Raw genomic sequence first — 22518 nt, 5'->3', positions numbered from 1 at the left:
ATTGCGCCGATCTCACGGCGTTGCTGTTTTCCACACCAGCGCCTGCGCCGGCGCCAACGGCACTTGGCCATGCACGATCTTTGCCCCAGCCGGCAACACTGGCTGGAACGGCGCGGGGTTGTAGTTCACCAGGAAGTCGTAGCCACCGCGCCATTCGTGGAACACGCCCTTAGGCAGGTCTTCAATGGCCACGCCAGCACGCTGGTAGGCGCTGCGCACGATGTCGCGCTCGAGCGCCCCATCGTCGGTGGATACGCCGATCATCGTGACGGTGCCTTTGCCAAGCTTGCGCGTAGTGGCGGCTGCCTTGCCCGCGTAGTAGTGGTCTGCGTAGGTGGCGAGCACCTCAGTGCCGGGGCGAGGCGCAAGGATGTCCGCCCAGCGGTGCCATTCATGCGTCTTGCCATCAGCCGACACTTTGCCGTCCGCGCTCGGCGGCAGCATGTCGAACGCTTCCACGTCATCGCCGATGAGGTCGAGAATGACCGCTGACCATGGTCCTTCATGGAAGTGGCCCAGTTCGTTCTTCTGGCCCGTGCGGCTGGTCAGGATCAGATGGCCACCTTGTTCCACGTAGTGCTTCCACTTTTTGGCTAGCGACTCGCTCACCATGTCGTAGGCAGGAGCAATCAGGAACGGGTAGCGGCTGAAATCATCGCCCTCCGCCACGAAATCCATCGGTGCGCCCGTGCTCTTCACCGCCAGCGTGTAGCCGTTGCGGTAAGCCCAACTGTTCCACAGCGTGGTCTGGGGCTGAGCTTCCAGATCCCAGAACACATCATGGCTCCACAGGTAGCCGGTGTAGCGGGCGGCGAGGGTGGTGGGTAGCTTGGCATTGGCGTCCAGCTTGGTTTCCAACGATTGGATCTCGTGCATGGTGTCGACGAATTCGCTGCCCGTGCGCGAGAGCGTCACGCCGTCGGTGCTGACGATGCCTTCGTGGTACATCTCGCTGCCGCGCAAGGGATGGCGGTAACGGTACGTGCTGAGCAGCGACGCACCCGAAGCGAAGGCGTGCCACATCCACATACCGACGGCGCCGGGCATGGGTTGCGGGTTGATCTCGCCCCAGTTCACCTGGCCCGGCTGCAGCTCCATCACACCGAAGGTGCCGGTGATGGGGCGGAAGTACGCAGCGGCTTCCATCAGGTTGGCGGGCTTGCCGATGGCGTAGCTGTCGCCACCCAATGCGTTGGTGCCGGCTACGGGATAAAGCGTGAAGGTGGTGAAATCCAGCCCATGGCTGCGTCGTGGATCGGTTGCCGTGGTGACGTTGGTGTAGTTGGTGGTCACCCACTGCGCGGGCGCTGCATATTTCTTGATGATCGCCGCCTGCCCATCGAGGAAGTGCGCTGTGACATCCGCCTGGAAGCGCGCGAGATCCACCAGCGCATGCGGACTCAGCTTGTCTTCCGCGGCCAGCGTGGCGTTGGGTAGCAGCACTTGTTCAAAGCTGGTGTAGCGCGTGCTCCAGAATGAGCCGCCCCATGCTGCGTTCATACCATCGATGGTGCCGTACTTGTCCTTCAGCCACTGCTGGAAGGCCATGCGCGCGCTGTCGCTATAGTCCGCAAAGCTGCTGGGCTCGTTGTCCACCTGCCAACCCCACACGCGCGGATCGTGACCATAGTGCTGCGCCATTGCGGTGACCAGGCGCGTGACGAAGGCCTGGTATTTCTGATTGGAAAGGGAAACTTCAGCGCGGATGCCATGCTCGTGGCGCTGCCCGTGTTCGTCGACCCGGTAGACCTCGGGATAGTGCTCACCCATCCATGCCGGTGGTGCGCCCGATGGCGTACCAAGGATCACGCGCAAGCCCGCCTTGTGTGCCAGGTCGATGGCGTCGTCCAGCCACTTGAAGTCAAAGCGGCCTTCCTCGGGTTCCAGGTAGGTCCAGCTGAACTCGGCCATGTGCGTGAAGTTGAAGCCGAGCTTGGCCATGCCGTTCATGTCGCGCTGCCACTGCGCGCGCGGCCATTGCTCGGGGTAATAGAACACGCCGACGCTCATTGGCTCGCGCTGCTGGAGCAGGGCTGCGCCCTGGGGGCGAGCGGCATTCCCGGCATCGCCGGGTGCGGCGGAGACGCCACCGATCATCACCACTGTGGTCAGTACCGCTGCGAGCAAAGGCCGGAACATGAAGAGAAGCCTGTGAGTGGGTTTAATTGTCAAATTATCCTACCATTGGGTCGACTGCAATCGAGGAGTGCTCCGGGGATGCACAGTGCTGTCCGATGCCATAGACATGATGTACCGAGCATTCCGCGCTTGGGCAAAGGGTGCAACCGTTCGTCGTTCGAGGTGAGCCGGGTGGTGGATGCCGCATGGACATGCTGACACTCGCCGAGGCGTCGACGCTCGCGGCGCGTCATTGGGGCATCGAGGGCGAAGCCAGGGCGCTGCCTTCCTATGCAGACCAAAACTTCCGCATTCGCACCGATGGCGATGGGTATGTGCTCAAGGTTGCGCATCCTTCGTGGTCGGCGCCGGATATCGAGCTGGAAAACCTGGCGATGATGGAACTCGCCAGGCGCGAGCCCGCGCTTGGTTGCCCGCGCGTACAGTTCGCGGGCAACGGCGAACACCTGCTGGCGCTGACCGTCGACGGACAGACCTGCCTGGTACGCATGCTGAGCTACGTGCCCGGCACCACCTATGCCGAAGCCATCAACAGTCTGCGCCCACGCGAGTGCGAAGCGCTGCACGAAAGCCTGGGGCAGGCCGTGGGACGACTGACGCGCGGACTGCATGATTTCCGTCACCCGGCCGCCGACCGTTTGCACGACTGGAACATCATGAGTCTGCCGCGGCTGCTGGACGAAGTTCCCCATATCGAAGATGCCGCATTCCGCGACATCGTGCGTGAGCACGCCGCGCGCTTCTGCGATGCCTTGCCGGCATGGCGCGCCACCTTGCCGATATCCGTGCTCCATAACGACGCCAATGATCTCAACATCATCGTTGACGACGATGCGGAAGGCGGAAAGCGGGTAAGTGCGGTCATCGACTTCGGCGATATGTGCACCAGTTTCCGCTTGGCCGACCTGGCTATTGCGTGTACCTACGCCATGCAGCATGAGTCCGATCCCGTGGCGTGCGCACGCCGGATCGTTGGTGGCTACCTGGCCATGCAACCGTTGCGACGCAGCGAGCTGGAACAACTGCACGCCTTCATCCTGGCGCGGCTTTGCCACAGCATCCTTATGGCGACGCGTGCGCATCGCGAGCAACCGGACAACCCGTTCGTCCTCGTCTCCCAACAGGGAGTACGAGGCCTGCTTCGCCAGCTTGTGGGCGTGGAGCCCGACGCCATCGTGCGACCCTATCTGGAATCGAGCCATGACTGACCGAATGACCGCCGCTGTTCCCACACGCAGCAACGAAGAGATTCTCCGGTTGCGCAGGCAGTACCTGAATCCGACCTTGAGCGTGGCCTATCGCGAACCACTCAAGATCGTCCGCGGCGAAGGCGCATGGCTGTACGACCAGCATGGCCAGGGTTACCTGGACATGGTCAACAACGTTTGCCACGTGGGCCATTGCCATCCGCGCGTGGTGGCGGCAGGGCAGGCGCAGATGGCGCAGCTCAACACCAATACTCGCTACTTGCACGACAACATCGTGGAGTACGCGCTGCGGCTCATCAGCACGTTGCCTTCACCGTTGTCGGTGGCCTTCTTCACCAATTCCGGGACGGAGGCGAACGACCTTGCGCTGCGCCTGGCGCGGGCGCACACGAAAGCGAAGGGCGTGGTGGTGATCGATCATGCCTACCATGGCAACTCACCGACGATGGTCGAGCTCAGTCCATACAAGTTCAATGGCAAGGGCGGCGAGGGGCAGTCACCACATATCGGCGTGCTGCCCATGCCGGACGTCTATCGTGGCTCCATCGGCGCTGCGCCGGATGCGGGGCGCAAGTATGGGCAACTGGCCCAGCCCGTGATCAACGAACTGCGCGGACGCGGCAAAGATACCGCTGTGTTCTTTGGTGAGTCGCTGCTCGGCTGCGGCGGGCAGATCGTATTGCCGGACGGCTATCTTCCCGAAGTCTATGCGGAGATCCGCGCTGCCGGGGGCGTGTGTCTTGCCGACGAAGTGCAGGTTGGCTTCGGTCGTGCGGGTGAACACTTCTGGGCATTCGAACGGCAGGGCGTCGTGCCCGATATCGTCACCATGGGCAAGCCGATGGGCAACGGTCATCCGATGGGGGCGGTCGTCACTACGCCTGAGATTGCCGCGAGCTTCGTTACCGGCATGGAGTACTTCAATACATTCGGTGGCAACCCCGTATCCTGTGCGATCGCGCTGGCCGTGATCGATGTCATCGAAGAAGAGGCATTGCAGGAGAACGCGCAACGCGTCGGTCAGTTCATCATGGATGGCCTGCGTGAGCTACAGGCGCGCTTCGAAGTGATCGGCGACGTACGCGGGTGCGGCCTGTTTATCGGTGCCGAGTTCGTCACCGATCGTACGGCCAGGACACCAGATAGTCTGCGCGCTAAGGCTGTCGTCGAGGCGATGAAGGCTCGCCACGTGCTGCTGTCCACCGACGGTCCGGACGATAACGTGCTGAAGATCAAGCCGCCGATCGTGTTCAGCCAGGCCAACGCAGAGGAATTTCTCGGCAAGTTGGAAGAGGCGTTAGGCGGGCTGTAACAGCCCGCCACTGGCGCTTCGTATTCAGGAGGCCTTGCGCAGGCTCTTCTTGCGGCGCTTTTCGAGATTGGTGCGCGAATCCACAATCATGGCCTGCATGGCTTTGCGGGCCGCCTCATGCTGGTTGCGCCGAATCGCCTCCAGCACTTTCTGGTGGTGCGGCAGCGAGTACTTGAAGTTGCCGGCGGTTTCCGCCGAAAGCACGAAGAACATGCCGAGCACGCTCTCAATGACGGAGAACAGCGAAATCATCATTTCGTTGCCGGTCGCCTGAAGCACAGCCTTGTGGAAGCTCAGGTCTGCCTTGGCCCACTCACCAGAATCCTGTGCCGCCTCCATCTGGCGATACGCATGGTCAATCTTCGCCAATTGCGCGGCTGTGCGGCGGCGAGCGGCCGCCGACGCGGCGGCAGGCTCGATGATCTCGCGCATCTCGATGAGCTTCTCGATGAAGTCGTCGGTGGGCATGGATTCGCAGCGCCATGAAAGCACATCGGCGTCGAGCTGGTTCCACGCATCCGTAGGGCGTACGCGTGTACCAGTTTTCGGACGCGCTTCGATCAGGCCCTTGGCGGAGAGGACCTTGAGCGCCTCGCGCAACGCGTTGCGGCTCACCTGCATGCTTTCCGCAAGGGCGTCCTCGCGCGGCAGTACATCGCCGGGCTTGAGGTCGCCGGCAACGATCCTTGTGCCCAGTTCACGCACGACCTGGCCGTGCAAACTGCGAGCATCCGAAGATTTCATGATGGATTTCTCTCCGCCGGGAGCTTGTCGATAAAAAAATCTGCAGCCAATTTTATGCGTCGGTAGCGGCGCATGCTGCGATGCAACGTTCTTCGAAGCCTACTATAAACGCAGCCCGAACGAACGCTGAGTGACGCGTTCCGATCCACAAACAGGTGGCGTCCGCTCGACGTGCTAGCGATAACCGCGACTCGTCCTTTCTCATGGCTTCGCACACGCCTGAAGTGCACTCGTGCACCTTCCGTTCGCATTGTCATGGTGCGGCGCAACCGCAAAGTGGAAGAACTCTATGACCTTTGACACATAGTTATATAGTAGGACAATTAGAAAAAAGTGCGCTAGGATTTATCCACGCTCCCGGACTGGAGCTCGGCCGAGAGGGCACGAGGCGACGGCGTGGAGTGGTGGGCGGTGGGCGCGGCGATGTGACCGATACGGGTGTGCACTGCCGCTGCTAGGCCGGGCCGCATTCGCAACGAAGGCAGCATTCCTAATGTTCCGGGGAGGAACTTTCGAAATGAAAGGTTGGAAGAAGATCGACAAGCGCGTGCTGACTGCCGCTATCAGTGCCGTACTTATGACCAGCGCGCTTCACGCGCAGGACGCACAGACGCCAACGCCGGTGCCGCAGTCTCCGGCGCCCAAGGCGCAGAACAACGCATCCGTCGAGCAGCGCCAGCAGGCCGCTTCCGCCGGCAAGACCGTGCAGAGTCTCGATCAGGTGGTGGTGACGGGTAACTCGACGGCTGGCGGTATCCGCAAGATCGACGCGAGCTATTCGATTACCACCGCGACCTTGCAGCAGATCAAAGAACTTAACCCCGTCAGCGTTGCCGATCTTCTGAAGATATCCCCGGGTGTGTATCCGGAGTCCTCTGGCGGTCAGACTGGTGCGAACATCGAAGTCGCCGGTTTCCCTTCGGACAGCGGCGCGCCGTTCGTGACGATGCAGCTGAACGGTTCACCGTTGTTTCCCAAGTGGGATTACTTCACCGATGCGATGGTGCGTCTCGATGACACCATCGATCGCCTTGAGGCAGTGCAGGGCGGTACGTCGGTGCTGTACGGCAACGGCCAGCCAGGCATGATCGCTAACTTCATTTTGCGCGAAGGCAGCAGCAAACCCTCGGGCGACATCGGTGTCACCTTGGGTTCCGAGGGAATGTACCGCATCGATGGCTTCTACGGGTTCCCGCTCGGCAAGGACAGCGGTTGGTACGGCAGCATCGGCGGCTTCTGGCGCAAGTCGGACGGCGTGCGCGATCCGCAGTTTGCCGCCGACAAGGGCGGCCAGCTTACCGCCACGTTGAGCCACGATCTGGACCATGGCTCGATCATGTTCTTCGCGCGCGTGCTGAAGGACAAGAATCAGTGGGTGACCGACACGCCCATCTTGAACCCCTCAGCCGGTCAGTTCTCGGCGTACCCGAACTTCAGTCCGCTGACGGGTACGTTCGGCAGTAATGCCGATCGACGCATGTTCCTCCAGCTTGATCCGTGCAATGGCGCAGGCTGCTCGCCGACCGGCCAGAACATCGACATGGCCAACGGCCAGGGCGGCAACGTGCGCATGTTCGGCGCCAACCTGGACCTGGATTGGGACAACGGCTGGTCGCTGTCGGACAAGCTGTTCTTCACCGTGGGTGACATGGATACCACGGCGTTCTACAGCACCGGCGCTAACCCGGACACGCTGGCAAACACCATTGCCGGCATGGCCTCGTCATTTGGCTTGCCGTCCAACCTCACCGCGAATGCCACGTACACCAATGGCAAGCCGGCGAACATGAACCAGAACGTCACCATCCAGAACCCGGAGTACATCCACAAAAGTATCAACTCGGTCAGCAACGAGTTTCGCTTGAGCAAGGAGCTGTTCGAGGGCAACACGCTCACGTTCGGCAACTACACGGCGGTGTACTCCGAGCACCACACCGAAGAAGACGGCCTGAACATGCTGATGCAGGCCCAGAACAACCCGAGCCCCATCGTGGTCAACATGACCGACGGCGTGAACAACTATGCGCTGACGGACAAGCAGGGCCTGTTCTGGAATTCTCAGCCGCAGCCGTGGATGGCGTTCAACGAGAGCTGGCACGCTACTACCTGGGCGTTCTATCTGGCGGACGTGTGGAACGTGGGCAACTGGCGCTTCGATGGCGGCATGCGCATCCAGCATGACGATATTGGCGGCTGGTTCCAGAACACCGCGTCGGGCGATCTCGACAACAACCCGTACACCGTCTACAACAACAACGCCGAGTACCTGATCGACAGCAAGCAGCATCCGTCCAGCTCGCGTAGCGCGCCGTCTTGGACGCTTGGTGCGAACTACACGTTCAACGATCACATGAGCGCTTACGCGCGCGTCAATGATGGCGTGTTCCTGCCGGGCTTTGACGATGTGGTGAACCTCGATCACCCGCCGATCGAGAAGATCCACAACATGGAAGTGGGCTTCAAGTACCAGTCTCCGTGGATCTTCGCAGACGTATCGGCCTATCGCCGCCTGTTCCATGGCATCCCGTACTCGATCGACCTGCCCACGGGCCAGATCAACCTGGTGTATGGCTCGGTGACCAAGGGTGTCAATGCCGCCGTGACGGTCAAGCCGTTCGAGAACTTCTCCGTTGCGCTCAGCGGCAACTACATGGACGGCCATTACTCCGATTACGAGGGCTGCGTGCCGTACGTGGCGCAGGATGGCAGCCAGCAATGTGGCGCGATTAGCGGCAAGCAGATCGACCGCCAGCCGAAGGTGCAGTACCGCCTGACGCCGGGTTATCTGATCCCCACCAGTTGGGGCAGCCTGAAGTTCTGGCTGACCTATGAGTATGTCGGTACCCGTTACGGCGATCAGCTCAACCAGCAGCCGCTCGGCCACTACTACGACTTCAGTGCCGGCGCGATGGCCAACATTGGCAAGAACTGGGTAGTGAGCCTGCGTGGTACCAACCTCACCAACGAGATCGGTATCACCGAGGGCAATGCACGCCTGTTCGGCTTTGCCAGCGGTGGTGGTGTGATTTTGGCCCGCTCGATCGAAGGGCGTGAGGTCAACTTGCAGGTCAAGTACCAGTTCTGATGCACCGGCTGGTGCCCTGCGTGGGACGTAGCTAGTCTGCAAAGCGCCGGTTGCGAGAGCAGCCGGCGCTTTGTGCATGTGCGGCGCACGCGTCGCGTGTAAACAGATCGACGCAACAGGAGCTTTACGTGATGGGTTTTCGTACCAAGCATCTTCGTCTTGCGGCGCTGGCTTTTGCGCTGGCGCTTGCAGGTTTCGGCCAAAGCGCCGCCATGGCCGAGGATGCCGCAGGTGCCGTCGCGCCGTATCTCGATATGCTGGACATGCACGGTTTGCCGAAGACGCCCGGCGATCGGAGCTTCAATATCTTCTTCGATGCTGGCGCTTGGCATGGCTACAGCCTGCCGCCGTCGGGAGATGCTTCGTCCGGCTTTGTCGGTCCGTTCGTGCATAGCCTTGCTGGCGGGCAGTGGACTGGTGCACGCTTTGCCGCGCTGACGCTGCGTGATGCGAAGAGTGGCAAGGCGGTGGCGCTTACGCCTGGAGAGTCGCATGCCGGGCCAGGCTTCCTCATTCGCGATTTCACAGCGCCGGGATTGACGATCCGTCAGACGCTGTTCTTTGCCGATTCGTCACGTACCGTCGCGAGAATCGAGATGACGGCGACCGATGCGCGCGCCGTCGAGCTTTCGATCGAAGGCAACACCTTCCACGCCAATGGTTCCCGCCTTAGTAAGGATGGTGACGCCGTTGTGCAGTCCTTCGCTAAATCACCATCACGGCTGGTTACTACGCTGCATACGCCAGCGGGTTCCCTGGGAAGAAGCAACGTCAGCGGTGATCGCTACAGCATCGCCCTGGCACAACCCCTGCAACTCGCGGCAGGGCAGACGATGAGCGTGTTCGTCGACCAGACGTTGCTTTACGACGCGAGCGCGCAAACTCCTGCCGTGGATGATGTGGCGGCTTGGTCAGCAAACCGCGAACGTTGGGCGGGCTACCTGAAAACTGTCCCGGCCTATCACCTGCAAGGTGTGGCGGACGATGTCACCCAGCACGTTGCCGCCAAAGCCATGATTATCATGCTGGGCAACTGGCGTGCCGCACGTGGCGACCTGCACCACGACGGCGTCATCCCTTCTTACTCCAACCCCGATTTCAACGGCTTCTGGGCCTGGGACTCGTGGAAGCATGCCGCAGCGCTGGCGCTGTTTGCGCCGGACCTGGCGCGCGACCAGATGCGCACCATGTTCGACTACCAGGCGGCGGACGGGATGGTTCCCGACTGCGTGTTCCTCGGCAAGGCGGAGAACAACTGGCGTGACACCAAGCCGCCGTTGGCGACGTGGGCGACGTTGGCGATCTACCACGCCACGCATGATCGCGCGTTCGTTGCCGAGATGTACGACAAACTCGTGCGCTATCACCGCTGGTGGTTCCAGGCGCGCGATCACGATCACGATGGCTTGGCCGAATTTGGCGCCACGGACGGCACGCGAGTCGCCGCGGCATGGGAAAGCGGCATGGACAACGCTGTGCGCTTCGACGGCGCCAGCATGATTCGTAACGGTGAGGGGGCGTGGTCGCTCAATCAGGAGTCGGTGGATCTCAACGCGTACCTGTATCGCGAAAAGCTTGAGCTGGCGGAATTGGCCGGCGTGCTCGGCAAAACGTCGGATCAATCCATGTGGCTGAAGGAAGCGGCGGAGATGAAGCCGCTGATCCAGCAGCGCATGTTCGATCCGACGGCGGGCTACTTCTTCGACGTGCGCCTACCGAGCCATGAGCCGGTGCGCGTGTACGGCTCGGAGGGCTGGGCGCCGTTGTGGGCGGGCGTCGCGACACCGGAACAGGCGCAGGCGGTCAGTCGCGTCATGCTCGATCCGAACAAGTTCGCCACCGTGATGCCTTTCCCCACGCTGGCCAAGGACGATCCACATTTCTCGCCGATCAAGGGCTATTGGCGCGGACCGGTCTGGATGGACCAGGCGTACTTCGGCGTCGAAGCGCTCAGGCACTACGGCTTCCGTAGCGAAGCCGATGAGATGGCGCGCCGGCTGGTGCTCAACGCCCAGGGCCTGACCAGGCAGGGGACGACGTATGAAAACTACGATCCACTGACCGGTCACGGCTACCAGTCACCCAATTTCAGCTGGTCGGCGGCTAGCTACCTGATGTTGCTGCATGAGGGCGACGACGCGCTCACGCCTGTTCAGACTGAAGCTCGCTGAGGCTGAGGGCACCAGAGTGCCATTACACGGTGCCGCGGGCGCGGGGTGGCATTGAATGCGAGACTGATCGGAAAGATCGAGACGCTCTACACCCGTTCCGGCGACACAGTTTCGCTGCCGATCTGTCACTCGTACAGTTGGAATGGCGCTACGCGCATATTTCAGTTGCTCAATGGGTTCCCTGCACAGTGGCCGCCGGTGAAGTGTCCGGATTAGCGATTCGCCTCATCGCATTTGCATCAAGACGAAGCAGGCCAAATGCGGTGCCGTACAGGAAATGGCCCTGTAGATCGACCTTGATCGGCGAGTACATGCCATTGAAGATGGGGTCGGTACCGCCGCGGATGGTCATCACGGTCTTCCCGGTATCCAGGTCCATGCCGATATATTGGCGATCGTTCCAGCGCTTGGTGAAATAGCCATCGATGATCGCCATGTGGCTACCGCCGCTGATCATGGGCACCACCGAGATGGACGCGACGTCCGGGCGTGCCCAGAGCTGTTTCCAAGCATGCTTGTCTTGCTGCCAGATCATGGTGGCGGCGCCGGCGCCAGCAGGGCGGGTAGCGCCCAGTAGAAGGTTGACGTAGTAAGGCGCTGAGTCGAGCGGCGCGCTGCGGGCGTCGTCCGGCGCAATATTGTTGACGACGAAGGCATAGTTGCCGAACACAGATACCTGTTGTTCGGACTGCACGACGTCGATGCCGGGGCCCAGATCCACTTCGCGCTGGTCGGCGATGCGCGGCGACAGCATACCGGGCTTCTGCTTCCAGCCGGCGGGAATCTGGTCGCGCCAGAACGCCACGAGGTGCATCTTCTTTGCGCCATCGGTGATGACCACCAGTTTGTCGTCCTTGGGGCCAAAGCCCATCAGGCTGGGGGTGGAGCCGGTACCGTCGGCAAGCTTGGGCGGCGGCATGCGTTCGCCACGCTCGTATGGCGCCTTCCACGCACCGCTGGCTTCGTCGTCGTGGATCTTGCCATGAGCATCCACCACCAGACGGTACATAGTGGTGTTGGAGGCAACGTAGACCGAGCCACCATGCGCATCGGCGCCAGTGGCGAAGCTGTTGAGGAACAACTCGTCGTTGCCGGCCACGGTGTAGCTGTCGATGACGTCGAGCGTATGGCGATCCAGTGTGATGACCTTGCCGCCCAGCGTGTTCACCACCAGGAAGCCGTTGTGCGTGATGGACAGGCCAAACAGCATGTCCACCGGAAGGCGCGTGCCGTGCTTGGCCTTTTCGTTGTCGAACAGGTTGGCGGGCAGGGTGATGAGCTTGGTCAGCTTGAGCGGTGAGGCGGGGTTCTTCGTGTCGGCCGAGTCGATGCGGAACACCGTGCGTCCGCTGCAGCCAATGAAAGCATCGTCGCGCGTCAGCACCGCATACACCGCGCCATTGGCGATCTGGTCCGACGCCGCCGAAAGCATGCGGTTGGGTTGGGACTTCATGTAGTCCAACAGACCCTTCTCGTCCTTTGTATCGAGGAAAGATTGTACTTTTGCCGCCTGCTCGCGCCGCTGCTCCGGCGTGACGGGCGTGTAGTTGGGAAGCTTGACCGGAATGTCGGCGTGAGCCAGTTCCACCAACTGGCCATGGTCCTCGGTGAGCTTGCGGAGCGAGAAGCCCGCCCACCACCAATACACGTCCTTGCCGTTGACCTTGTCTGAGAGCAGCGGCAGGCTCACCGACTCGTTCGGCACCAGTTGCTCCGACGCTGGCGTGGCGTCGTAGAAGCCGCGCGGCACCGCGATTTTGGCGTTCTGCGCGCCGCCATGATCCCAATGCGTGACGCTGTTGTACGACTGGGCAAGGTAGGGGTTGCCTGTTTCCGCGATAGCAGGCGGGACGACGATGGCACCTGCCAGGGCCATCGCGCCCCACAGCAACGACGGGCGTGCGCGCGATACGGTGCTCCGGGCAGCGTAGGTCGAACCAGAAAAGAGCATGCATGGCTCCTGCATAAGATGGGTAAGGAAGCGCTTAGGCAGCGCTGCGAATAAGGTCGGCCGCTTTCTCGCCGATCATCATGGCCGGTGCATTGGTATTGCCGCCGATGAGGGTGGGCATGATCGAGCAGTCGACGATGCGCAGGCCTTCGGTGCCGCGCACGCGAAGCGACGGATCGACCACGGCCATGTCGTCCACGCCCATCTTGCAGGTGCCCACGGGGTGATACAGGCAGTCGGCATGACTGCGGGCGAAGGCACGGATGCCGTCGTCATCGGCCATGTATTCGCTGAGCATCTGGTGTCCGCCAAAGTTGGCGAGGGAGGGTTGCGTGAGCACGCGGCGCAGCAGTTTGATGCCTTCGACCAGGCTGTCCAGGTCACGTGGATCGGACATCAGTCGCGTGTCGATCAGCGGTGTGTCGCGCATGTCGGGAGAGCGCAGCTTGACGCGGCCGCGGCTATGCGGACGCAGCACGCAAGCATGCGCCGAATAGCCGTGCCCCAGCTCTCGGCGGCTGCCCATGTTGCGGTTGCCGATGAGTGCGGTGACGAAAACCAGGTTGATGTCCGGTCGTTCCAGTTCCGGGCGAGTCTTGGCGAATGCGCCCGCCTCGCAGAAATTCGAGGTGACCATGCCAGTGCGATGGCGACGGTAGCGCAGAACTTCGCCAGCCAGTTTCAGTGCGCCGCGCAGCGAGGCACCGAACAGTTCGGTGGTTGGCAGTTGCGTGTTGATGACGACGTCGAGATGATCCTGCAGATTCTCACCGACGCCCGGCAGATCGTGCAGTACAGGTACGCCCATGGCGCGCAGTTGCGTCGCGGGGCCGATGCCGGAGGCAAGCAGAAGTTGCGGCGAATTGAACACGCCGCCGCTGATGATCACCTCCCGGCGCGCGCGCAATACCTGCACGTTGCCATTCCGAACTACGGTCACCGCAACTGCCCGCTTGTCTTCGAACAGGATGCGCAAGGCCTGTGTTTCGATCAGCACGTCGAGGTTCTTTCGCCCGCCGTTGAAGGTCCGATCCTTGGCGTCGCCGCGATGCAAGTATGCACGCGCGGCATTCCAGCGTTCGCCGTTGTACTGGGTGACCTGGTAAAGGCCGGCGCCTTCCTGCTTCGGGCCATTGAAGTCGTTGTTACGCGGAATGCCCGCCTGCACCGCCGCTTCTATGAATGCCTTGGAGAAGCGGTTGGGGCTGCGAAGTTCACTGACGTACAGTGGTCCGTTGCCACCGTGCAGCGGATTGTCGTCGCGCCCGCGGCAACGGTCGTTGTTCTCGCTGCGGCGGAAATACGGCAGTACGTCCTCGAACCCCCAGCCGGTGCAGCCAGCGCGTGCCCAGTCGTCGTAGTCGCTGCGGTCACCGCGGATGTAGACCATGCCGTTGATGGACGAGCTGCCGCCCAGTACGCGGCCGCGCGGTTGGTACGACGTGCGATCGTTGAGTCCCGGTTGCGGTTCGGTGTAGTAGCCGTAGTTGTAGGGGCCGGGGCGCACCACCGTCTTGGCAAGGCCGATAGGTGTCCAGATCGAGTAGTGATGATCGGCGGATCCTGTTTCGAGCAGGGCGACCGTAACGCCGGACGTTTCGGCCAGTCGTGCGGCAACCGCGCATCCGGCGGAGCCGGCGCCTACCACGATGTAGTCGTATTCGCCTGCGATGGCGGGTGACGGGTCAGGGTGGCTCATGGGTGTTCCCTGTGTATGGCGTGTGGCCGGCAGAACTGCGATCAGGCGGCGCCGGCCAGCGATTTGTATTCGAGGAATTCGGCCAGGCCCGCTGTGCCGAATTCACGACCATTGCCGGAAGCCTTCATGCCGCCGAAAGGCGCGGTGAGGTCGAGGCGTGCGCCGTTGATCTGCACAGCACCGGCACGGATGCGACGCGCCACGCGGCGCGCACGCGCCACGTCGGCGGACCACACATAGGCGGCCAGCCCGTAGGGCGTATCGTTGGCGATGGCAATGCCATCCTCTTCGGTGTCGTACGGCATGATGACCAGCACGGGACCGAAGATTTCGTCGCGTGCAATCGTCATGTCGGTGGTGACGTCCGCGAAGATGGTGGGACGCGCGTAGTAACCGCGCGTGAGCCCCGGTGGACGTCCCGGGCCACCTGCCACGATGCGTGCGCCTTCCTTGATGCCAATCTCGATCATGTGCTGCACACGCTCGTACTGGCCCCTGTTGGCGATAGGGCCAAGCTTGCTGGTGGGTTCCTTCGGATCACCCACCACGAGGGCATGGGCGGTCGCCGCGGCGATGGCCAATGCCTCCTCGTAGCGCGAGCGCGGCACCAGCATGCGCGTTGGTGCAATGCAGGTCTGCCCGCTGTTGATCATGCAACTGATGACGCCAGCGGACACAGCGGTTTTCAGGTCCGCATCGTCCAGGATCAGGTTGGGCGACTTGCCGCCCAGTTCCTGTGTGACGCGCTTGACCGTTGGCGCTGCCTGCGTGGCGACGTCGATGCCTGCGCGGGTGGAACCGGTGATGGAGATCATGTCCACATCCGGATGGCGGGCGAGGGCGCTGCCTACGACTTTGCCTTCGCCGTAGATCATGTTGAACACGCCGGCAGGTACGCCGGCCTCGTGCACGATCTGCGCAAAAATCCGCGCGTCGAGCGGCGTGATCTCCGACGGCTTGAGCACGACGGTGCAACCGGCAGCCAGTGCCGGCGCCACCTTGGCGGCCATCTGGTTGAGCGGCCAGTTCCATGGCGTGATCAAGGCCACTACGCCCACGGGTTCGCGCACGATCTGCGTGGTGCCTTGCACGGTGTCAAAAGCAAGTTCGCGCAACGCCGAAATGGCGGCCTGGATCTGCACCAGCCCCACGGCGGCCTGCAGTTCGTGGCACAGCCATAACGGTGCACCCATTTCCGTGCACACAGCCTGGGCGATTTCCCCGAGGCGGTCGCGATAGAGCGCGGCCATTCGTTCAAGTATCGCGATGCGTTCCTCGCGGCTGGTCTGCGCCCACGCCGGCCATGCGGCGTGGGCGGCTGCGACGGCGCGATCCACGTCTGCTTCGCTTCCGAGGGAGAGTGTCCCGATCACACTTTCATCGGCAGGATTGACGATGCTCGTGGTAGCGGCGCCGGCAGCTGGAGCCACCCACTGACCGTCGATATAGAAGCTGTCCAGGGTTTCCATGGGGACCCGCATCGTCGTTGGGGAAAGGGTGCCGGACCGTTGGGCGAGCACCTGAACCACGGTAAGCGGTGGGTGATGGGGGGCAACCACCCAAAACAGGTGGGATGAGTAGGCGGTGTCATCCCCGCGCGTACCGGAGCGCGTTCTTTTGCCCCCCGGCGGGGGTGGTCCGTCCATGACCACCCTTCTGGCGTACTGGCTTTTCAGACTTGGGTTGTCTGGGAGGCGTTGGGAACATGGGTGTACTGAGCGGTATTCGGGTGCTGGAATTCGAAGGGATCGGGCCCGGCCCGTTTGCCGGCATGTTGTTGGCGGACATGGGGGCCGATGTCTTGCGCATCGATCGTCCGGTGCCGCCTGAGGACCTGGGACCCAGGCGCTCAGGTAAGCGCATCGACGTGCCCGCGCGCGGGCGACGCTCCGTCATGCTGGATCTCAAGCGGCCCGACGCGGCAGATGCTGCACTGTCGCTCATGGCGCGGGCAGACGTAATCATCGAGGGCTATCGACCAGGCACGATGGAGCGTCTGGGGCTCGGGCCCGATGTAGCCCTGAAACACCATCCGAAACTGGTTTACGGCCGCATGACGGGATGGGGGCAGAGCGGGCCGTTGGCATCGTGTGCTGGTCACGATCTCAACTACATCGCCTTGTCCGGCGTGCTGTCGGGCATCGGCCGACGCGGCGAGGCGCCGGTGCCGCCACTCAACTTGGTGGGTGATTACGGCGGTGGCGGCATGTTGCTGGCGCTCGGCATCGTCGCTGCACTCCTGAACGTGCAGCGCGGCGGTGGTGGCCAGGTGGTGGACGCCGCCATGAGCGAAGGCGCAGCCCAGCTTGGCGCCGTCATCTGGGGGCTGCTTGCCGCAGGGCACTGGAAGGAGGAGCGGGCCAGCAACCTGCTCGATGGCGGCACGCCTTGGTACGACAGCTACCGGACGCGCGATGGTGGCTACATGGCCGTCGGTGCGGTCGAAGCACGCTTCTACGCCAGCCTGCTCGACAAACTGGGCCTGAGCGGTGTCGATCTGCCCGAGCAACATGATCGCGCCGGCTGGCCTGTGCTGCGCCAGCACTTCGAGAACGTCTTCGCCAGTCGCACGCGCGACGAATGGTGCGCAGTGTTTGATGGCAGCGATGCCTGCGTGTCGCCCGTTCTCGCTTTTTCCGAAGCGCCCGGACATCCACACCACCAGGCCCGAGGCAGCTTCGTCGAAGTGGACGGCGTGGTGCAGCCCGCGCCCGCACCGCGCTTTTCCGCAACGCCTTCAACCGTGAAAGGGCCTGCGCCGGCGCGGGGCGAAAGGGGGCTGGAAGCTCTCATGGATTGGGGTTTTGACGAACAGGCCGTGACGCAGTTGCGCGAACAAGGCTTGGATTACCGGTTGTGAAGTCAGGAGTGAAACGATGAAGGTATTAGTCGCGGTCAAACGCGTGGTGGACTTCAACGTCAAGATCCGGGTGAAACCTGATGGTTCAGGCCTGGATCTGGCCGGCGTGAAGATGAGCATGAATCCCTTCGACGAGATCGCCGTCGAAGAAGCGGTGCGCCTGAAGGAGCAGGGCGTAGCTAGCGAGGTGATTGCCGTATCGTGTGGCAGCGCGGCGTGCCAGGAGACGCTGCGAAGCGCGCTGGCATTGGGGGCCGACCGCGCCATGCTGGTGGAAACCGATGTCGAACTGGAACCGCTGGCCGTGGCCAAGTTGCTGGCCAGCATTGCGGAGCGCGAGCAGCCGCAGATGATCATCCTCGGCAAGCAGGCGATCGACGATGACTGCAATCAGGTGGGCCAGATGCTGGCGGCGCTCACCGCCATGCCGCAGGCTACTTTCGTCAGCAAAGTGACGGTAAATGACAGACACGCCACGGTAACGCGCGAAGTCGACGGCGGGCTGGAAACGCTGCGCTTGCGGCTACCCGCCGTGATCACCACCGACCTGCGCCTCAACGAGCCGCGCTACGCCACGCTGCCCAACATCATGAAGGCGAAGAAAAAGCCTTTGGATGTCCTTACGCCTGCCGAGCTTGGCATTGACGTGACACCGCGACTCGCGTTGCTCAAGTTGGCCGAACCGCCGCGTCGCAGCGCGGGCATTCGCGTGCCTGACGTGGCGACGCTGCTGGAGAAGTTGAAGAACGAAGCCAAGGTCATCTGAGGAGAACAAACATGACGGCGCCCACGAAAGTACTGGTGATCGCGGAGCACGATCACGTTTCCCTCAAGAAGGCGACGCGGCACGCCGTAACGGCGGCGCTGGCCTGCGGCAGCGACGTGCACGTGCTGGTGGCAGGGCATGGTGCGGAAGGCGTTGCGCTTGAGGCCTCGCGCCTGTCTGGCGTCAGCCATGTGTTGCATGCCGATGGGCCTGCGTTGGCCGATCACCTCGCGGAGAACCTATCCACACAGGTATTGGCCCTCGCGCACAGCTACTCCCACGTGCTGTTTCCTGCCACGAGCAATGGCAAGAACGTGGCTCCCCGCGTGGCTGCCTTGCTCGACGTAGCACAGATTTCCGACATCATCAGCGTGATCGATGCGCAGACTTTCGAAAGGCCAATCTATGCGGGCAACGCCATTGCCACCGTGCGCAGCGGAGACAAGGTCAAGATCATCACCGTGCGTACCTCGGCGTTCGATGCGGTCGACGCAGAGGGCGGTGCGGCCAGCATCGAGCGGATGGTCACCGTGGACGACAGCGGACTATCGACGCTGATGGGACGCGAAGTGGCCCGGAGCGAACGGCCCGAACTGGCGAGCGCGCGCATTGTGGTCAGCGGTGGCCGTGCGCTGGGCAGCAGCGAAAAGTTCCTGGACGTGCTCACCCCGCTGGCGGACAAGTTGAACGCCGCGCTGGGCGCCAGTCGCGCCGCGGTCGATGCCGGCTATGCGCCCAACGACTGGCAGGTGGGGCAGACCGGCAAGATCGTTGCGCCACAGCTCTACATCGCTTGCGGTATCTCCGGCGCCATCCAGCATCAGGCCGGCATGAAGGATTCGAAAGTGATCGTGGCGATCAACAAAGACCCGGAGGCGCCGATTTTCGAGATCGCCGATTACGGTCTGGAGGCGGATCTGTTCGACGTCGTGCCACAGTTGGCGGCTGCACTCTGAGTGCACTCCTCGAGTCTGCGATCGCCCCGTTTACATAACGGGGTGGTCGCAGACAGTGGTGCTTAGGGTGTTTCGCCGCGACCCAAGGCCATGTAGCGGGCGAGGTGATGATCTTCGTCGCCCAGTTGGTGATCGATCATGACCAGGCGTTTGGCGTAGTGCGACAGCGGCAGTTCCCATGTCATGCCGATACCTCCGTGCAACTGGATGCACTCCTCGGCCACTCGGGTGCCGATGTGACCCATGCTGACCTTGGCGGCCGATAGTGCACGCTCTCGTTCGTAGCGGTGACCGTGCATGGCTGCCGCGGCATTGATGACAGCAGAGCGTGCCTGTTCGATCTCGATCAGCAGGTCGGCCATGCGATGCTGCAATGCCTGAAAGCTGCCGATCGGCTGCCCGAACTGTTTGCGCGTGCGCAAGTAGTCGAGGGTCTGGACCTTGGCGACCTCCATGGCGCCCAATGCCTCGGCGCAGAGCGCCAGCACGCCATAGCCCTGCACGTATTCCAGCACGTCGCTGCCGAGACCGACCTTGCCCACCACGGCGTCATGTTCCGCCCGCACATGGTTCAACACGACTTCTGCGGTGCGGCCACCATCGATCTTGGGGTAGTCGCGCAGTTCAAGACCCGCGGTATCGCGTGGTAGCAGAAACAGGGTGATACCTTGTTCGCTCTCCGTATCACCCGACGTACGGGCAGATACCAGCAAGTGTGATGCCGTATTGCCATGCTGTACGACCGCCTTTGCGCCCGTGATGAACCAACCGTCACCAGCTGCCGTGGCTAGTGTGGCGACCCGCGATGTTTCGTAGTGGCTGCCTGGTTCGTCGTGTGCCCAAGCCAGATGCGTCTCGCCATGGATGATGGCGGCAAGCAGCGTCCTCTGGTCGGTATTGCCGAACCGAGCGATCGCTCGGCCGACCATGAGGCTGTCGAGGAATGGCTCGACTACCAACGCCCGGCCCAATGCCTCGAAGACCATGGCGATATCGAACGGATCACCACCGTAGCCCCCATTCGATTCGTCGAAGAGTGCGCCGATGACGCCAAGCTCGCCGAACTGACGCCACTGATCGACGTCATATCCCCTCTTGCTGTGCGCAATGCGGTCGCGCGTGGCAAAGTCGTAACGGGTGGCGATATAGCGACCCAGGCTGTCGGCGAGAAGTTGCTGGTCTTCGGTAGGCTGAAAATTCATGGCGTAGCCTCACAGTCCAAGTATGGACTTGGCGATGATGTTCTTCTGGATCTCGTTGGATCCGCCAAAGATCGACAGCTTGCGCAGGTTGAAGTACGCACTGGCCGCCGTGGTTGCGTCCGGTGGCACCACGGCATCGCCGCTGTGGTCTGCAAGCAGCGTGTCGTCGATGAAAGGCTGTGCATGGACGCCCATGGCCCGGCGCAACAGCGAGGTGATCTCCTGTCGGATCTGCGTACCGCGGATCTTGAGCATGGAACTCTCGGCACCCGGTGCTCCACCGCCGGCAACCGCGGCGATCACGCGCAGGTTTGTGGTCTTCATGTTCTCGAGGTCGATTTCGATGCGCGCCATGCGGGCCGCGAACTGTGGATCCTCCGCCAACGGGCGACCGTGGCGATGCTGGCGGGCCGCGACGGCCTTCAGACGTTCGAACGCCGCAACGGAGAAGCCGACCCCGGCAATATTGGTGCGCTCGTAGGTAAGCAGGTACTTGGCGTAGGTCCAGCCCCTGTTTTCCTCGCCCACCAGGTTTTCCACGGGCACGCGCACGTCGGTGAAAAACACTTCATTGATTTCGTGCTCGCCATCCAGCGTGATGATGGGGCGTACGTCCACGCCGGGCGTGTTCATGTCGATCAACAGGAAGCTGATGCCCTCCTGCTTGCGTGCGGTGGGATCGGTGCGCACCAGGCAGAAGATCATGTTGGCGTACTGGGCCAGGGTGGTCCAGGCTTTCTGGCCGTTGACGATGTAATGGTCGCCGGCATCGTCGATGCGGCGCACGGCCGTGGTCTTGACGGCGGCGAGGTCCGAGCCGGCACCCGGTTCGGAGTAGCCCTGGCACCACCAATCGGAGCCATCGAGGATGCGTGGCAACCAGTGCGCCTTCTGCGCGTCGTTGCCGAACTTGATCAGCACCGGCCCCAGCATGTTGACGCCGAACGGAACGATGCGTGGAGCACCCGCCAAAGCGCATTCGTTTTCGAAGATGAACTTCTGCACGGCACTCCAGCCCGGGCCGCCATGGGCTTTGGGCCAGTGATTGGCCAGCCAGCCCCGCACATTCAGCGTGGCATGCCAGCCAGCCATATCCTCGCGGGTAAGGTGCTGCGCATGGCGCACTTTCTCGGCCAGTCGGGGCGACAGGTTGGACTGCAGAAACTGCAGTACCTCCTGGCGGAAGGCCTGCTCCTCGTCGGTAAAGCGCAGATCCATGATGTTCTCTCAGGCTCTCAGTAGATTTCGAACAGGCCTGCCGCGCCCATGCCGCCGGCAATACACATGCTGACGACGGCGTACTTGGCGCCACGCCTGCGTCCTTCGAGCAGGATGTGGCCGGCGAGGCGGGCCCCCGTCATGCCGAAGGGATGCCCCAGCGCGATGGAGCCGCCGTTGACGTTCATGCGCTCGCCGGGAATACCCAGGCGCTGCTGGCAATAGATGGCTTGCGAGGCGAAGGCTTCGTTGAGTTCCCACAGGTCGATGTCTTCGACGGTCAGGCCATGCCGGGCAAGCAGCCGCGGCACGGCGTAGACCGGACCAATGCCCATTTCGTCGGGTTCGCAACCGGCCACGGCAAATCCACGGAATGCACCCAGGGGCGTCAAGCCTGCGCGTTCGGCGGCGGCGGCTTCCATGAGCACGCAAGCCGAGGCGCCATCGGATAACTGCGATGCATTGCCCGCCGTGACGTATTTGTCCGCACCCTTGACCGCTTCAAGTTTCGCCAGTGCTTCGTAGGTGGTGCCGGTGCGGTTGCAGTTGTCGGCGGTTAGCGTGACTTCGCGCTGCGTCGTTGTGCCCGTGCTTTTATCGGTGACGGACATCAGCGTGGTCACCGGCACGATTTCCTCGTCGTAACGCCCCGCTTTTTGTGCAGCCTCGGTACGGTGCTGGCTTTCGCAGGCGAAGCGGTCCTGGGCTTCGCGGTCGATGCCATAGCGTGCGGCGACTACATCGGCCGTATCGATCATTGCCAGGTAGAGATCCGGCTTGTGCGTGGCGATCCACCGATCGACGCCGCTGCTGCCGTCTTCACGCGTGCGGATGCCCGACACGCTTTCTACGCCGCCGGCGATCGCTGCGTCCGCACCATCCATGACGATGCGCGAGGCGGCCATGGCCACGGCCTGCAATCCGGAGGCACAAAAGCGGTTGACGGTGGTGCCGGGAACGCTGACCGGCAAGCCGGCCCGCACAACAGTTTGCCGCGCCACGTTGCGGCCGGTGACGCCCTCGGGGTAACCGCAGCCGAGAATCAGGTCTTCGATCATGGCGGGGTCGATGCCGGCGCGCTTCACGGCGGCATCCACGGCAAAGGCAGCCATGGTGGGGCCCGGCGTGAGATTGAGTTCGCCGCGGTGGGCCTTGGTGATGGGGGTGCGTGCGGTGGAGACGATGACGGCTTGGCGCATGACAGTAC

At 62.6% G+C, this 22518-nt stretch carries 15 protein-coding genes; 7 read left to right on the top strand and 8 right to left on the bottom strand.

Features of this window, described 5'->3' with window-relative positions; genetic code table 11:
* Positions 1 to 12 precede the first annotated feature (12 nt).
* On the bottom strand, positions 13 to 2139 hold the full coding sequence (locus DYST_RS05370) for a beta-galactosidase (protein ID WP_239950580.1): 2127 nt from the start codon (positions 2137 to 2139) through the stop codon (positions 13 to 15).
* Positions 2140 to 2324: 185 nt separating this feature from the next.
* Here DYST_RS05370 and DYST_RS05365 point away from each other — a divergent pair, with 185 nt between their 5' ends.
* Together DYST_RS05365 and DYST_RS05360 are read left to right on the top strand one after the other, a co-directional pair.
* Positions 2325 to 3347 carry a phosphotransferase gene (locus tag DYST_RS05365; RefSeq protein ID WP_239950579.1) on the top strand — a complete coding sequence of 341 codons (1023 nt, stop codon included), beginning with the start codon at positions 2325 to 2327 and terminating at the stop codon, positions 3345 to 3347.
* Positions 3340 to 4659, top strand: a complete 1320-nt coding sequence (locus DYST_RS05360; RefSeq protein WP_239950578.1) for an aminotransferase class III-fold pyridoxal phosphate-dependent enzyme — start codon at positions 3340 to 3342, stop codon at positions 4657 to 4659. Before DYST_RS05365 ends, DYST_RS05360 begins: the two co-directional genes overlap by 8 nt.
* Positions 4660 to 4683: 24 nt before the next feature.
* Here DYST_RS05360 and DYST_RS05355 read toward each other — a convergent pair whose 3' ends face one another.
* Positions 4684 to 5403, bottom strand: coding sequence for a FadR/GntR family transcriptional regulator (locus tag DYST_RS05355; RefSeq protein ID WP_102304443.1), 720 nt, complete (start codon positions 5401 to 5403; stop codon positions 4684 to 4686).
* A 517-nt stretch (positions 5404 to 5920) separates the two neighbouring features.
* Between DYST_RS05355 and DYST_RS05350 the strand changes: the two genes are divergently transcribed.
* Together DYST_RS05350 and DYST_RS05345 are read left to right on the top strand one after the other, a co-directional pair.
* Complete coding sequence (locus DYST_RS05350; RefSeq protein WP_239950577.1) at positions 5921 to 8488, top strand: TonB-dependent receptor; 2568 nt, start codon at positions 5921 to 5923, stop codon at positions 8486 to 8488.
* A gap of 131 nt (positions 8489 to 8619) precedes the next feature.
* The gene (locus tag DYST_RS05345; protein WP_239950576.1) at positions 8620 to 10659 is read left to right on the top strand and encodes an MGH1-like glycoside hydrolase domain-containing protein; all 2040 of its coding nucleotides are present in this window, start codon (positions 8620 to 8622) and stop codon (positions 10657 to 10659) included.
* Positions 10660 to 10828: 169 nt separating this feature from the next.
* Here DYST_RS05345 and DYST_RS05340 read toward each other — a convergent pair whose 3' ends face one another.
* From DYST_RS05340 to DYST_RS05330, 3 genes are read right to left on the bottom strand one after another with little or no spacing between them, the layout of a single operon-like run.
* A complete protein-coding gene (locus tag DYST_RS05340) occupies positions 10829 to 12610 on the bottom strand; it encodes a hypothetical protein (RefSeq protein WP_239950575.1) in 1782 nt (593 codons plus the stop codon).
* A 34-nt stretch (positions 12611 to 12644) separates the two neighbouring features.
* Complete coding sequence (locus DYST_RS05335; RefSeq protein ID WP_239950574.1) at positions 12645 to 14309, bottom strand: GMC family oxidoreductase; 1665 nt, start codon at positions 14307 to 14309, stop codon at positions 12645 to 12647.
* 41 nt (positions 14310 to 14350) lie between these two features.
* On the bottom strand, positions 14351 to 15778 hold the full coding sequence (locus DYST_RS05330; protein ID WP_239950573.1) for an aldehyde dehydrogenase family protein: 1428 nt from the start codon (positions 15776 to 15778) through the stop codon (positions 14351 to 14353).
* 236 nt (positions 15779 to 16014) lie between these two features.
* Here DYST_RS05330 and DYST_RS05325 point away from each other — a divergent pair, with 236 nt between their 5' ends.
* The 3 genes from DYST_RS05325 to DYST_RS05315 are packed head-to-tail and all read left to right on the top strand — an operon-like array spanning position 16015 to position 18891.
* Entirely contained in the window at positions 16015 to 17169 is a 1155-nt protein-coding gene (locus DYST_RS05325) for a CaiB/BaiF CoA transferase family protein (protein ID WP_239950571.1), read from the top strand.
* A 16-nt stretch (positions 17170 to 17185) separates the two neighbouring features.
* On the top strand, positions 17186 to 17935 hold the full coding sequence (locus DYST_RS05320; RefSeq protein ID WP_239950569.1) for an electron transfer flavoprotein subunit beta/FixA family protein: 750 nt from the start codon (positions 17186 to 17188) through the stop codon (positions 17933 to 17935).
* 11 nt (positions 17936 to 17946) lie between these two features.
* Positions 17947 to 18891, top strand: a complete 945-nt coding sequence (locus DYST_RS05315) for an electron transfer flavoprotein subunit alpha/FixB family protein (protein ID WP_239950567.1) — start codon at positions 17947 to 17949, stop codon at positions 18889 to 18891.
* Positions 18892 to 18953: 62 nt separating this feature from the next.
* Here DYST_RS05315 and DYST_RS05310 read toward each other — a convergent pair whose 3' ends face one another.
* From DYST_RS05310 to DYST_RS05300, 3 genes are read right to left on the bottom strand one after another with little or no spacing between them, the layout of a single operon-like run.
* On the bottom strand, positions 18954 to 20093 hold the full coding sequence (locus DYST_RS05310; protein ID WP_239950565.1) for an acyl-CoA dehydrogenase family protein: 1140 nt from the start codon (positions 20091 to 20093) through the stop codon (positions 18954 to 18956).
* A gap of 9 nt (positions 20094 to 20102) precedes the next feature.
* Positions 20103 to 21311 carry an acyl-CoA dehydrogenase family protein gene (locus DYST_RS05305; protein ID WP_239950564.1) on the bottom strand — a complete coding sequence of 403 codons (1209 nt, stop codon included), beginning with the start codon at positions 21309 to 21311 and terminating at the stop codon, positions 20103 to 20105.
* A gap of 17 nt (positions 21312 to 21328) precedes the next feature.
* A complete protein-coding gene (locus tag DYST_RS05300; RefSeq protein ID WP_239950562.1) occupies positions 21329 to 22510 on the bottom strand; it encodes an acetyl-CoA C-acyltransferase in 1182 nt (393 codons plus the stop codon).
* Positions 22511 to 22518: the final 8 nt, after the last annotated feature.

The sequence above is a fragment of the Dyella terrae genome (genome assembly GCF_022394535.1).
Taxonomy (GTDB): Bacteria; Pseudomonadota; Gammaproteobacteria; order Xanthomonadales; family Rhodanobacteraceae; genus Dyella.
This window is presented reverse-complemented; position numbering and strand designations above follow the sequence as displayed.